Origin of the sequence: Vibrio pelagius (assembly GCF_024347575.1) — a bacterium.
GTDB classification, from domain to species: domain Bacteria; phylum Pseudomonadota; class Gammaproteobacteria; order Enterobacterales; family Vibrionaceae; genus Vibrio; species Vibrio pelagius.
Genome location: NZ_AP025504.1, coordinates 1,085,836 through 1,100,330 on the forward strand (window position 1 = coordinate 1,085,836; position 14,495 = coordinate 1,100,330).

The 14,495-nt window shown below is 46.4% G+C and carries 11 protein-coding genes; 5 read left to right on the top strand and 6 right to left on the bottom strand.

Annotation, left to right across the window (positions count from 1 at the left end; genetic code table 11):
• Positions 1-54: 54 nt before the first annotated feature.
• Entirely contained in the window at positions 55-2,199 is a 2,145-nt protein-coding gene (locus vsple_RS18960) for a sensor domain-containing diguanylate cyclase (RefSeq protein ID WP_261883423.1), read from the top strand.
• A gap of 135 nt (positions 2,200-2,334) precedes the next feature.
• Positions 2,335-3,528, top strand: a complete 1,194-nt coding sequence (locus vsple_RS18965; protein ID WP_261883310.1) for an ISL3 family transposase — start codon at positions 2,335-2,337, stop codon at positions 3,526-3,528.
• Between the two features lie 75 nt (positions 3,529-3,603).
• On the opposite strand, the gene vsple_RS18970 is transcribed toward vsple_RS18965, so the two are convergent.
• Genes vsple_RS18970 through vsple_RS18995 form a run of 6 tightly spaced genes read right to left on the bottom strand, consistent with a single transcriptional unit; the run spans position 3,604 to position 10,502 of the window.
• Positions 3,604-5,253: a BatD family protein gene (locus vsple_RS18970; RefSeq protein ID WP_261883424.1), complete on the bottom strand. Its 1,650-nt coding sequence runs from the start codon at positions 5,251-5,253 to the stop codon at positions 3,604-3,606.
• Between the two features lie 2 nt (positions 5,254-5,255).
• A complete protein-coding gene (locus vsple_RS18975; protein ID WP_261883425.1) occupies positions 5,256-7,181 on the bottom strand; it encodes a vWA domain-containing protein in 1,926 nt (641 codons plus the stop codon).
• Positions 7,174-8,151, bottom strand: a complete 978-nt coding sequence (locus vsple_RS18980; RefSeq protein WP_261883426.1) for a vWA domain-containing protein — start codon at positions 8,149-8,151, stop codon at positions 7,174-7,176. Before vsple_RS18980 ends, vsple_RS18975 begins: the two co-directional genes overlap by 8 nt.
• On the bottom strand, positions 8,148-8,615 hold the full coding sequence (locus vsple_RS18985; protein ID WP_261883427.1) for a DUF4381 domain-containing protein: 468 nt from the start codon (positions 8,613-8,615) through the stop codon (positions 8,148-8,150). Before vsple_RS18985 ends, vsple_RS18980 begins: the two co-directional genes overlap by 4 nt.
• Entirely contained in the window at positions 8,605-9,537 is a 933-nt protein-coding gene (locus tag vsple_RS18990; protein WP_261883428.1) for a DUF58 domain-containing protein, read from the bottom strand. The genes vsple_RS18985 and vsple_RS18990 overlap by 11 nt, the downstream gene beginning before the upstream one ends.
• Before the next feature lie 8 nt (positions 9,538-9,545).
• Positions 9,546-10,502 (bottom strand): AAA family ATPase, encoded by a 957-nt coding sequence (locus tag vsple_RS18995; RefSeq protein WP_261883429.1) that lies wholly within the window; start codon positions 10,500-10,502, stop codon positions 9,546-9,548.
• Between the two features lie 379 nt (positions 10,503-10,881).
• Between vsple_RS18995 and vsple_RS19000 the strand changes: the two genes are divergently transcribed.
• From vsple_RS19000 to vsple_RS19010, 3 genes are all read left to right on the top strand, one after another.
• Positions 10,882-12,798, top strand: a complete 1,917-nt coding sequence (locus tag vsple_RS19000; RefSeq protein WP_261883430.1) for a methyl-accepting chemotaxis protein — start codon at positions 10,882-10,884, stop codon at positions 12,796-12,798.
• Positions 12,799-12,930: 132 nt separating this feature from the next.
• A complete protein-coding gene (locus vsple_RS19005) occupies positions 12,931-13,128 on the top strand; it encodes a restriction endonuclease subunit S domain-containing protein (protein ID WP_032550492.1) in 198 nt (65 codons plus the stop codon).
• Positions 13,129-13,290: 162 nt separating this feature from the next.
• A complete protein-coding gene (locus tag vsple_RS19010) occupies positions 13,291-14,484 on the top strand; it encodes an ISL3 family transposase (protein ID WP_261883310.1) in 1,194 nt (397 codons plus the stop codon).
• The last annotated feature ends 11 nt before the right edge of the window (positions 14,485-14,495 follow it).

Below are 14,495 nucleotides of genomic sequence, written 5' to 3' on the forward strand. Positions count from 1 at the left end.
ATATTCAGGCTTAGGTATTTTTGCTACATTCTTACAACCATTGGATGGAATGTCGTGCCAGTAAAAGCCTTTGCAAAACAAATATCTTCCACTCGCGACCACCGCCTTTTAGCTGATTCTCTGTTTGAATATTTGTCTCATCTATTAGACCCGCACGGTATTGGTATATTTGTCGAGCCGGCTTCCATCTCTAATCGCACACCGATATACCAGTGTGGTGAGCTTACCAGTCTAAATGATTACCCTGCGACTTTTTGGACGTGGGTTTCTCAGTTTGATACTGCTGATGGCGTTTTGCCAATGACGATCAATACCTGTAATTGGGATCATTTTGATGCCCTCGGTGGTGAATCTTTTATCTTGATGCTAGACAACTGTCCGAGTTGTCGAACCTATCTCATTATTCAAAATTGCGCCGCTGACAGAGCGAATCAAACCTTTCGCGATGGAGGAGATGTGCTGCAATTGGCCGCGGCGAGGTGGCAGTGCATTCGTGCAGAAAAAAATGCGGCAAGCGAAATAAAAAATAGAGACACTCGTGAAGCACAGTACCTCGATGAAATTAAGCTCAGAGAGCAGTTTGTCGAGAACATGAAGCTCGTTCATCAAGTGGCGTTAGATCTTTCTAATCCAGATTCGTTAGATGCTCTATACAGAGCTTCGGTTGAAGCCGTCAGAGATCGTCTCGGCTTTGATCGCGCCATTTTTATGTTGCTTGATATGAAGAAACGCTGCTTTAGTGGTACTTACGGTACTGATGAAAACGGTAAAACCAACAGCGAGCATCATACTCAGTATGATCTCCACCAATTGGAGAGCGAGTACATTGAAGCGCTTTCTGACGACCACACCAATTTAGTGATCATCGAACAAGCGCCGCTTTATACCGCAGGTCAAGTGGTGGGGCAGGGTTGGAATGGGATGCTGATCTTGAGAGAAGGGGGTAAGCCAGTTGGTTGGATAGCGATGGACAACTATATTAATCGCGCCCCAATAACCGGTTATCAAAGACAGATGTTGGAGTCTTTTGGCTCGCTACTTTCTCAGATCTACATTCGCAAACGTCAAGAGCAGAATATCCGCATGTTGCACTCTAGCATGGTGGAGTTATCCCGTTGTGACAACGTGAGTGCGGTGTGCAAATCGGCGGTAAGCTTTGCTATTCAACATCTTGGTATTGATCGTCTAGCCGTGTTCTTAACCGATAAAGAGTGTTCCTACATGCAGGGAACTTGGGGTACTGACATTCAAGGTAACATAGTCGATGAGTCCTACTATCACTCAGATCTGGTTGAACGTGACATTGTTGCCGCAGCAAGATCGCGTCCTAACGAAGTCGCTTTTGAAGAGTCAGTGCCTATCTATCATGACTACAAAATCGTCGGAGTCGGTTGGACGGCGATGACACTACTCACCAGTAATACTGGTGTGCCGATTGCTTTTATTGCCGCGGATAACCTGCTAACGCGCAGTTCATTAACCTCTCAGCTTCGAGAAGTGATTCGCATTTTCGCATCAAGTCTGGCGGAAGCTTTGCAAAGAACCATGGCGCAGGAAGAGCTTAAAGAACTCAACGAAAGGTTAGAGGAAGAGGTGAAAAAGCGCACCTTAGAGCTGCAACTGGCCAATGAGCAGTTGGATGTTATCTCTAAGTTGGACCCCCTGACGCGCCTAGGTAATCGTCGTATGTTGGCACAGGTATTGGAAAATCTGAATTCCACCCATTTTGAACCAAGCAGACCCAATGAGAAGGTCGTGTTTGGCTTGATCTTGCTCGATTTAGATCATTTCGGATTGTACAACAGTGTTTATGGTCATACGGAGGGGGACTCTGCACTACGTTCGGTTGGAAAAATTTTAAGCGACCATATTCTGCATGAGAATGACACCTTCTGCCGTATCGGTGGCGAAGAATTTATGTTGTTGATGGTAGATACTTGTGACAGCGAAACCAAGCAGCGTGCAGACAGTATCAGACGCTGTATCGAGGAGGCGCAAATTCCGCACTGTGAGAGTTCAACCAGCGATTACTTAACTGCCTCGGTGGGTTTTGCCTCTTTGAGTGCGAGCTTGGATTGTCTTGATTTTGACTTACTCTATGACATGGCAGATAAGGCGCTGTATCAAGCCAAAGACCGAGGACGGAATCGTGTAGTATCAGCATTTGAAAATAGCCAGCTTGAGGCGACATTTTATTAGCCAAGCACTAGCTTGTTAGATTATATGGCCTAATAGAAAAGGTTCATCGCGGATTAGCGGGAACTTAAAACAAAAACGGTAGTAAGTGATATGGTTTAGTCGCCAAACAAAAATCATACACAAACTACCGTTTCCATGCCGAATCATACTTTCCTATCTTCATTCTGGGAAGGCTTTCAAATAGTAAAGTCTCACCAGACAGCAACACTTATTACCCTTACTCTTAAACCTAACTCTGAAGCTAAATGCCTCTGTGGTCTTGAAGACGAAGCTATCCATGAGTATCAATGGCGTCATGTAAAGGATGCCATGTTACTCGGTGTTCCAGTTGAACTTTCCGTTCAAACTCGAAGGATTAAGTGTCGCGACTGCGGCATAAAAACAGAGTCTCTATCTTGGTTAGAGCCTTATGCTCGCATAACGAAGCGCCTAAAAAGCTATATAGAACAACTATTACCTCTTCTCCCTATTAAGCATATCTCCCAGTTAACGAGCGTTCATTGGCACACAATTAAAGAGATAGATAAACGCCGGCTTAGACAAGTTGTACCGTCAATAAAATGGGAAGACCTAAGGCAACTCGTCATGGACGAGTTCGCCATCTTTAAAGGACATCGATATGCCACGGTCATCGCTGATGCTAAGACTCACCAAGTCATTTGGATAGGATTAGGTCGTAGCCGCAAAGACATACGACCGTTCTTCGAGCAATTAGGCGAGCATGGGATAAATATCGAAGCCGTCGCGATGGACATGAATACGGCTTTCGATCTTGAAGTTCAAGCACACTGTCCGAACGCAAAAATCGTTTACGACTTATTCCATGTTGTCGCTAAGTTCGGTCGCGAGGTGATGGATAGAGTTAGAGTCGACCAAGCCAACAAACTTAAGCAAGACAAAAAAGCGAGGCAATGGGTGAAGCGTTCACGCTGGGTACTGCTGAAAAATAGAGGCAACTTAAATACACGCCAAGAAAGCTATCTTACTGAAATATTGAATATCAATAAGGACTTAATGACCACTTATATACTCGGAGCTCAACTCAAAGAGCTTTGGTATTGTGAATCAGAAGGGCGCGCTAAGGAGCTCTGGGACGCGTGGTGGGAACAAGTGCAAGAGAGTGGGATTAAGCCATTAAAAGAGTTCGCACGAAAACTCAGACCATATCTTCACGGGGTTATCGCATCGGCAAGTTATCCGTTAAATACCTGCACGCTTGAAGGGATAAACAACAAGATAAAGCTAATCAAGCGAATGGGGTATGGTTATCGAGATACTGACTACTTCTTCTTGAAGATAAAAGCGGCTTTCCCCGGAAAGCCGCGATGAACCATAGAAAAGCCCCTGAGTCTACCTTGAACTCAGGGGCTTAGTTTTATCTGTATTTAAGCTTCTAACGACAAGCTATAAAGCCGCAAGTTGGTCACTTGTTTTTGCTGTACGATTACGGTTGGCTGCATTAATAGCGTTAATGGCCGTGTTTGGTGACCAACCAGCCCCACCATCCGCTTGCGGACCAAATAGGTGTTGGTTGAGTTTGTCGATCTCTTTCTTCACTGTATCAAGGTGCTGTTGCGAAAGATCTGGGTTCTCTTGTTGCCACTGACTGAGTTTGGCGCTTGCCATTAGTGCATCTTTTCTCTGAACTGCGTCGATAAGCTCAGCTTGGGTCTCATCTTTGCCTACGACTTTCGGTGTCACGGTGTTCGTTGAACCTTTTTTACGCCATAGGCTTAAGGCAAATACAGAAGTGAATAGCCACAATAAGGCAAAAAGCGCCGTTAGGTAAGGCCAAATACCTGGTTGGTAAGTTGTTACTACTTCAACCTTATTTGGCTTGTCTGCTGAAGTTGGAGCCTGCACTGGTGCATCGTTGTTACCAGTGACGCTTAAGGTTAGCCCTTTAATTTGGCTAGTGGCTTTCTGTTTGGTTTCAGTGTTAAACCAAGCTTGTTCAAACCCCGGAAGTTCGATAGTACCTGCTGATTTTGGAATCAATACCTGTTTATAGACAACAAGATTGTCTCCGGAGTCTGTCTTGCCAAACTGTGGCTTCTCCTCATAAACGCGTACGCTATTTGGGTACTGAACATTAACACTTGGCAACTGGTGAGCTTTAATGCCCTTAGCACTCACAGTAATGGTGCGTGTTAAGGCATCACCGGCTTCTAGATCTAATTGTTCTGGGGAGCGAGTGAGCCTAGTATCGTTAATGCTCCATACTTGATCGACGCTTAAGTCAGTCGTTGGCAACCAATCACCTTGTGCATCGCCCGGAATGGACAATACCTCAACTGGTAGCGTTTGAACGGGCGTATCGAGCTGAAACAGACGCGTCTTGTTTGAGTTGTTAGCAGAGTAGACCACCGCACCTGTCAACTTTGGCCCGCGCAACTCAAACTTACCCGCAGTATCTGACGATATCTCAAAGCTCTGCTGAACGACCGTCACCTCTTTGCCATGGTATACATCTTGGTACTGTTTTGATTCACCAATAGGTTCAACCTTTAGGCTCGAAGAGCTCGGTGGATCAATGCGCGGATCTTGCAAGCGTCTTGGGTCAGCCTTGATGATCAGTTTTACATCCAAAATCGCCACTTCACCAACATAAAGGGAATCTCTATTCAGGTCGAGTTTGAACTCAGCCATCTGATCTTGTGTGGGTGCGGCTCTGTTCTGAGCGACATTGATTTCAATCGGTTGAGTTTGTGCTCCTTCGATATCAAAGGCTGGAATGGTTAACTTACCCAGACGCAGTGGTGCAAGGGTGATGGTCCATTCGCTTGAAACGGTGCGGCTGCCATTGATGATGCGAATCGAAGAACCAAAGTTTGGCCTGCCAATGTAAAAGTCACTTTCAAGCGCAGTCAGGTCCAAAGCGTCTGAGCTCACTTTTTCATCGGTTGAAACTCTTAATAGAAATACTTCGTCTTGAGTAACTTGATTCTCACTAACACTGGCAACGGCTGTCGCTGCGTAGGCTGTATGGCTACTGAAAACACTCATGAGAAGTGAGAACAGCAGTGTCAAAAATGGTGTATGAATACGTTGCATGGTTACCACTTTTTCGATTGGTTATTCGGAGCGCCTTGTTGTTGCGCTTGTAACATCATTTGAGCTCGAAGCAAGCGGCTTGGGTCGCGCGCGCTCTCGACTTGCTCAAGTTTTTTACGGTCTGGGTCTTGCGAAGCTTCTGAGGGTTGAGCATGTGCCATTTGCGGCGAATCTTCGGAATCAGACTCTTGTTGCTGGGCTGCAGTCGGCGTAGCCGAGGCGCTTGAACCTTGTTTTTCATCCTCTTCATCAGCTTTGGTTTGATTAGCATTGCTACCGTTTTCCTGCGATAGCTCCTGTTCAGACGATGATGTTTGGTCGTCACCACTGCTGCTGCTGCTTTGTTGTTGGTTTGCTGATGGCTGAGACTGTTCTCTACTCGAATCTGAAGCCGATTGTTGTGACTGGTCTTGGGGGCTTGACGAGCTTCCCTTGTTTTGGTCATTTTCTCCTTGCTGACCTTGCTGACCTTGCTGACCTTGCTGACCTTGCTGACCTTGCTGACCTTGCTGACCTTGCTGACCTTGCTGACCTTGCTGGTCCGCTTGATCTTGAGATTGGCTCTGATCATCATCTTGCTGTTGCTGTTGCTGTTGCTGTTGCTGTTGCTCCAGAAGCTCTAAATTGCTTTTAGCAAAAGTGTGGTTTGGGTTGTCCTTAAGGATGCGTTTGTACTCGTCAATGGCGGGTTCGAACTTCCCTTGCTGTGCGAGAGCATTGGCGTGGTTGTAGCGCGCACGCTCTGTATCTAACGCAGACAGTGTGTTTTCTGCCTCTTGATATTGTCCGGCTTGATATTGAGCGACTCCTTTCCATTCAGGATCAGTAAACAGTTTTGCTGCTTGCTCAAAGTCACCTTGTTCATAGTATTGATGGGCTATCTGATCATCAGTAAGCCAAGGGTTAGCGAATGCTGGGTTTGGCTGAGTCGCCAATAACGCAAAGCCTAGCACGCTCCAAATCACGCCCGGTCGAAACAGCCCCAACGCAGGAAAGAGAATCAATGGCAGTAGCCAAAAGCCGTGGTTTACGCGGCTAGTCACACCTTGTGTTGTCTTCTCCACTTCAGCACTCAGGCTATGAGATTCAATAAATTGAGTGATTGTCTCTATATCTGAGTTGTCAGCTTGTACCAAAGCAAACGCACCTTGGTTAGACTGGCTGATCGAACGCATGTTGCCGATGTCACTTTTGGCGATTACGGTTTGACCTGAATCTTGAGTGAGCATGGAACCATTGCTCAGCGTAATCGGTGAACCAGCTCGACTGCCAACGGCTAAAACTGACAAGCGCCAAGGTGTACCAGAAAGTAGGTCATTGATCGCTCTTTTCTCGTTGTCGTCGATGTCGTCAGCGATCAATACCAGATCGCCCTGGGAGACGTTGGTGCGTTGCAGCATCTCGATACTTCGCTCAACCGCCTTGGCTGCATCAGCACCTTGATAAGGCATAATATCTGGTGACAGGTTAGGGACGAAGTTTGCGATGGTCGCGCTGTCGGTAGTAAGAGGGCTGACAGTATAAGCGTCACCCGCGTAAGCGACCATACCTGTTACTCCTTCACGCCATTGAGAGAGCAGATCCAACGCCTTGTAACGAGCTTGGGTTAATCGGTTAGGTTTGACGTCGGTGGCGTACATCGACATCGACATATCCATGATCAAAACTCGCGCTTGCGTCTTTTCAAAGCTTGGGCGTTCGCTGGCGCTAAAGCTCGGGCCCGCCAACGCGATGATGGTGATGACCCACCAGATTGAGAAAAGTGATAGTTTGCTGCGTGAGTAGGTTGCTTTCGCTGGGTCTAGATATTGTGCTATGTGTGGTGCAAGTAAGCCTTGCTTTCGGTTACGACGTACTAGCATCAAAATCACAGGCAGCGCAAACAAAGCGAGCAACCAAGCTGGATAGATAAAGGTAAAGTTAGACATTGTTTCTCCTAATGACTAACAAAATCAGTGATAGAGCGACAGCAACTGTAAGCGGCCAGTGGAACCACTCTTGCTGTGGGCGCCATACCTTAGTTGCGCCTGATATTGGCTCTAAACTATTAATCGTGTCATAGATGGTCGCCAAATCTTGGCTGTCACGCGCTCGGAAGTATTGGCCTCCGGTTCGCTCTGCTATGTCCATCAGAGTTCTTTCATCTAGGTCTTCGGCAGTATTCACCTTACGTGACATGAAGAACTCTTTGACCACCATTTCGCCAGCGCCCACGCCAACGGTGTAAATGGTGGTATCGAACTTCTTGGCAATATCCGCAGCTTCAAGCGGGTCGAGAACACCAGCAGTATTACTGCCATCACTGAGCAAGATCATCACTCGTTGTGGCGCATCGCTGTCGACGAAAGTTTTGGTAGCAAGGCCGATGCCGTCACCAATCGCTGTTTGAGTGCCGATAAGTCTTAACACTGCTTGATTAAGCTGCTGGCTGAGTGTGCTTCTGTCGAGTGTCAGAGGTGTTTGGAGATAAGCATGATCGGCAAATAGAACTAATCCGACGCGATCTCCTTTACGTTTATCAATGAAGTCACTAAGTACGCGCTTTACCGCTGACAAGCGATCGATGTACTCGCCATTAAGCGCCATATCCTCTTGGCTCATTGAGTAAGAGAGATCGACCACCAACATCAAATCACGGTGCTTAGGTTGAAACTCAACCGGCTCGCCGAACCAGACAGGTCTGGCACTGGCCGTAATCAACATCAGCCATATCAACGAAGCTATAACTTTAGGTAGGCGAGTGCTAGGCGCTTTACCGTTGGTATTGCTAGGTAAAAAGGGCAGTGTCAGCGTGTCTGTCGGCTTAGCAGCAGGCGCAAAACGAAGTACAAGCAGTGGTAACGGCAGTAGTAAAAACAACCACCACCACACAAATTCAATATTCAATAGACTACTCATAATTGAACTCTCTTCGGTGGCAGTGCATGGCGAACCCAATAGATGCAGTCATCGACTAGCATGTCGCGCGTTGAGGGATCGATTGCAACCTGCTCGCTTTGATATAGAGTTTGTTGCCACACCTCGCTATGGTCAACAAAACGAGGTGACTTTAACTGCGCATCAAGAAACTGATACCACTGTTCTCCCTGCAAAGAGGCGATCGCTTCTCTTGAGAAGTAGCTCATTGCCGCTTGACGAACTGTTGTGAGCGCCTCTGCGGGTGAAAGCTCAGGATTCTGCGTCAGTTTGGTTAGAGCGATGTTTTGAACCTTGCGCTCCTGCTTATATTTTTTGTAAAGCATTCGACCAATCACAACGAGTGCGATAATTGCGATAGCAAGGCTCCACCAACCCCAAGCGAGTGGCCACCAATATGGCGCTTCGGGTGTAATAACGGGGCTGAGGTCTAATTTAGGCGTCATGCTTGCCCCCTGAAATTTGCTTCATCAAGGGCTCTGCACTGGTGATTGAGCTATAAGGAATAGCAAGACGTAAGCAGAGATCCTTGATCTGTCGTTGATGTTCTTCAAAAGCGGTCTTTAGCTTGTTCTTCTCTGCTTTTGAAGAGAAGTTAAACCATTGAGTTCGCTCACCATCGCTGACATGCTTCATGCCTTTAAAGTTGGTATTCCCTTGCTCTAAAGGATCATAGAAGTGAACAAATCGCATCTTGTTGTGTTGACGTATCTGATTTAATAGTGAGTAGTCACTATCTCTATAACGATTGAAATCGCTTAAGAAAATTATGTCGCTGCCTTTAGGGCTGAGTCGGTTCAATGACTTGAGTGCCATTGCAAAATCTGTCTGACAAGCAAGCCTAGACGATTGCACAGATTGGTTATTAATCGCAATTAACTGCTGCAAGATACGCAATGGCGCTTGATGGCTGGCGCTCGGTTTGATCTCTGTTAGCGTCTGACCATCATCGATAACAGCACCTATTCGGTCTTTGCCAGCGATCGTCAGCCAGCAGAGTTGACTAGTGAGATGGGCAAGTTGAACCGACTTTAACATAAGGGTCGACCCAAACATCATGCTATTCGACATATCCAAATAGAGGATGACGGGTTGCTCCCGCTCTTCAGAAAATAGCTTAGTGTGCGGCTTACCGGTGCGGGCCGTGACGCGCCAATCAATACTGCGAATGTCATCGCCAGCTTGGTATTGACGAACTTCTGAAAAGTTCATGCCTCTGCCTTTACTGCGGCTTTCATGTTGTCCGTTGAGCTGCGACCACAGGCTTTTTGCTGGTGGCAACCAACGAATCGCTTGAGCTTTATATTGCAAAAGTTCATCTAAGCTGAGTAACACGCCGTTACTGTGCCGAGGGAGTTGCTGATTCATGCTAAAAACTACGCGCTGCCAACAAGTGAGATAAGTTGAGTGATTACCTGATTCGGTGTAATGCCTTCAGCTTGTGCATGGTAGCTGCGCAATAGACGGTGGCGTAGCACAGGGAAGGCCATCGTTTGTACGTCTTCAGGCGTGACATAGTCTCGGCCAGATAGCCAAGCGTGAGCACGCGCGCAGCGATCAAGCGCAATGGTGGCACGAGGACTAACCCCCATATCTAACCATTGAGCAAGCTGTGGGCTGTATTTCTCTGGCTGACGAGTTGCCATAACCAGTCTCACAATATACTGCTCAATGCTCTCAGCCATGTGCACATTCAGCACTTCTTGTCTCGCTTCAAATACGGCTTGTTGCGGCATGGGTTCGGGCTGAGTCAGTGCTTGGCCTTGCGCCTCTCCTCGATTTAAGCGAAGAATGGCTAGTTCGCTTTCCATATCTGGGTAAGCGACATCAAGGTGCAATAAAAAGCGGTCGAGCTGTGCTTCTGGTAACGGGTAGGTACCTTCTTGCTCAATCGGGTTTTGCGTCGCCATGACGAGAAAAAGCTCTGGTAGTGGGTACGTCTTGCGCCCAGCAGTCACTTGTTTTTCTGCCATTGCTTCGAGCATTGCGGCTTGTACCTTCGCTGGCGCTCGGTTGATCTCATCGGCAAGAATTAAAGAGTTAAATATTGGTCCTGCCTGAAAGGTAAAGTCACCAGTTTCAGGACGGAAGATATCTGTCCCGGTTAGATCGGCAGGTAATAAGTCTGGGGTAAATTGAATACGGTGGAAGTCTCCTTCAACGCAGTCTGCAAGTGACTTAACGGCGCGAGTCTTTGCTAGACCGGGTGGCCCCTCAACCAGAATATGACCATCAGCGAGCAGTGCAACCATTAGTTGTTTCACCAGCTCTTGTTGTCCGATGATTTGAGCCTCTAGATAAGTTTTCAGTGTGTTGAACGCGTTTGAATGCATGACGTTGTCTCGGCGTATCTTGTATCAAAATTGAAGTTTTCTGTGTAATCACAGTGTATTAGCTACTTGGTTAGAAAATCTAGCCAAAAGTTCCGCAGAATATTGAGAACTGACAGAGAACTGATTTTGATTGGTGGTTTTGCATCCAATTCAGCCGTGAAAATTAAAATAATTGCTGTTTTTTCGACAGAAAGGCACCTTGTTGTTCAGCTTTTTAGTGACATTTACACGCATATTGGGCGCAATATTTGTTGCTCCAAACGTTTGCTTAAAGGTCATTGGCGTTTGTGGCTTGAGTGTCGCCATTCCCTAAAGCTTATTCATAATCAGCCGATGTAAGTGAGTTGCAAGTTTACTTGCCAAATTTAGGTGTAGAGAGATGTTCAATTTAAATTCAATGAGTATTAAGCAGAAAGTGGTTGCCGGAATTACTTTCGCGGTACTGGCGTCAACGATCATCGTTGGTGTAATGGCTCAGCGCCAAGCTAGAGATGTATTAAGTCACCGCTTGGTGGATATCGAGCTTCCTGGCTTACTCGAGCGCATCAATGGCGAAATCGACCGTGAAGTATCGCAACTTTTGCTTGCGGCTGAACAAGTTGCATCGAATGAGTTCATTGCAGATGCGATTGAGTCCACTTATCGCGATGCCGAAGTTGAAGCCAAGCTAGTGAAACAGCTTAATAACGTTCGTAACCAGTATCAGTTAAACGACGCCTCGGTAGCAAACCGCGAAACGGCTTACTATTGGAACCAAAATGGCTTTTTACGCCAACTTAACCAACAACAAGATGGCTGGTTCTTTGGCTTTACCCAATCTGGTCAGCCGACCATGGTGAGCATGTTCCAAGAAGCGAATGGCGAAGTGAAGATGTTCGCGAACTATCAGCAATCTACTGGCAAAGCGATGTCTGGATTGTCTAAGTCGATGGATGACATGGTTCACTTGTTAAACAGCTTTAAGATTGAGAATACGGGTTTTGTCTTTCTAACCGATAGTCAAGGTGATGTACAAATTCACCGTGACAGAGCGCGCAGCGATTCATCTCTACAGCAATTATACGGCGCGCAAGCAAGCCAGTTGCTGAACAAGTCGGGCTTTAACTTGATAACGACTCAGTTCCAAGGCCAAGAGCTGTTTGTTGCAAGCCTTTATGTTGCATCAATGGACTGGTTTGTTATCGGTGTGGTCCCAACGTCTGAAGTATTTGCTGAACTGGATGCAACCGCACAGAAGATGCTGATCATGACGGTGATTGTTGCTTTAGTGTTTATCCTCATGGGCTTCCTATTGGCAAACAGTATTACCAAGCCAATTAAACTGCTTTCAGAGCGCTTTACTGACCTAGGTAAAGGTGATGGCGACCTATCGCAGCGTATTGAAGTCAAAGGCAATGACGAGATTGCACAGTTATCTGCAGGCTTTAATGGCTTTATTGAAAAAATTCACTTATCGATGAAAGAGGTGTGCGAAACCAGCCAAGCGCTTCAAGTTGCGGCGGAAAGCGTATCAAGCAAAGCGCACATTACGCATGACAACAGCCAAGAGCAGCGTGATCAAACCATTCAAGTAGTAGCAGCAATCAACCAAATGGGGATGACCATCAGCGAAATCGCGTCTAACGCGGCAACCGCAGCAGAAACAGCGACCCAAGCATCTGACAACACTGAAGTTGGTCGTGAAGTGGTGAACAAAGCGAAAGATGCAATCAGCCGACTGGCTCAAGACATTGAGAGCACAGGTCAGGTGATCGAGCAGCTAGCATCTACCACTCAAGACATTGGCTCTATTCTTGGTGTCATTCGTGACATTTCTGAACAGACTAACCTTCTGGCACTCAACGCAGCGATTGAAGCGGCGCGTGCTGGTGAGCAAGGTCGTGGCTTTGCGGTCGTAGCAGATGAGGTTCGTAACCTAGCAAGTCGTACTGCAGATTCAACGGAAGAGATTCAGAAGATGATTAACCAGCTGCAGAGCGATGCGAAAGACGCAGTGACGGCAATGAGTTCCGGTAAGATCATTACGCTGGAAGGTGTAACAGCTTCCGATGAAGCGGTTGAAGTGTTAGGGGGTATCTCTGATCGCATCCTAGACATCACAGATCGCAACACTCAGGTGGCGACAGCGACGGAAGAACAATCAACAGTGGTTCACACCATCAATCAGAACATTGAAGAGATCAACGCAATCAACGAAGTTACGACGGGTACAGCTGAACAATTAGCTGATGCAAGCCAAGAGTTACGCCTGCTCTCTTCTCGTCTTGATAAGATGGTTGGCTCATTTAAGCTTTAAGCTTTTAGTTTTAAAATATTGATTTGCGTATTGGCCTTGTCTCGGTTTACAGGGTAAGGCCAAAGCACCTAGCATCATTGCCTAGAAATGAGTAAAATTGTCTTAGTATTAATGTTTAGGTAAAAAAGAATCATGAGCGATTTTGAAAAAGAACTTGAGCTTATGTCTCAAGAGATGGGCGACGAGCCAGAAGTGAAACTACCGTCACTAGAAGAGCAAAAAGCCGTTGTTGCTGAGCTTAAACGTCTAGAAGCGGAAGGTAAACTCACACCAGAAGTACTGGAAGAGCACTTCGGTAAGTTCAACCAAAAGAACACACCAATCCACTAACTGGGCAGGTGTTTGGGGAAACCCCTGAAGAATGACAAAGGTCTAGCGAGTGCTGGGCCTTTTTTGTGGTTCATCGCGGATTAGCGGGAACTTAAAACAAAAACGGTAGTAAGTGATATGGTTTAGTCGCCAAACAAAAATCATACACAAACTACCGTTTCCATGCCGAATCATACTTTCCTATCTTCATTCTGGGAAGGCTTTCAAATAGTAAAGTCTCACCAGACAGCAACACTTATTACCCTTACTCTTAAACCTAACTCTGAAGCTAAATGCCTCTGTGGTCTTGAAGACGAAGCTATCCATGAGTATCAATGGCGTCATGTAAAGGATGCCATGTTACTCGGTGTTCCAGTTGAACTTTCCGTTCAAACTCGAAGGATTAAGTGTCGCGACTGCGGCATAAAAACAGAGTCTCTATCTTGGTTAGAGCCTTATGCTCGCATAACGAAGCGCCTAAAAAGCTATATAGAACAACTATTACCTCTTCTCCCTATTAAGCATATCTCCCAGTTAACGAGCGTTCATTGGCACACAATTAAAGAGATAGATAAACGCCGGCTTAGACAAGTTGTACCGTCAATAAAATGGGAAGACCTAAGGCAACTCGTCATGGACGAGTTCGCCATCTTTAAAGGACATCGATATGCCACGGTCATCGCTGATGCTAAGACTCACCAAGTCATTTGGATAGGATTAGGTCGTAGCCGCAAAGACATACGACCGTTCTTCGAGCAATTAGGCGAGCATGGGATAAATATCGAAGCCGTCGCGATGGACATGAATACGGCTTTCGATCTTGAAGTTCAAGCACACTGTCCGAACGCAAAAATCGTTTACGACTTATTCCATGTTGTCGCTAAGTTCGGTCGCGAGGTGATGGATAGAGTTAGAGTCGACCAAGCCAACAAACTTAAGCAAGACAAAAAAGCGAGGCAATGGGTGAAGCGTTCACGCTGGGTACTGCTGAAAAATAGAGGCAACTTAAATACACGCCAAGAAAGCTATCTTACTGAAATATTGAATATCAATAAGGACTTAATGACCACTTATATACTCGGAGCTCAACTCAAAGAGCTTTGGTATTGTGAATCAGAAGGGCGCGCTAAGGAGCTCTGGGACGCGTGGTGGGAACAAGTGCAAGAGAGTGGGATTAAGCCATTAAAAGAGTTCGCACGAAAACTCAGACCATATCTTCACGGGGTTATCGCATCGGCAAGTTATCCGTTAAATACCTGCACGCTTGAAGGGATAAACAACAAGATAAAGCTAATCAAGCGAATGGGGTATGGTTATCGAGATACTGACTACTTCTTCTTGAAGATAAAAGCGGCTTTCCCCGGAAAGCCGCGATGAACCTTTTTTGT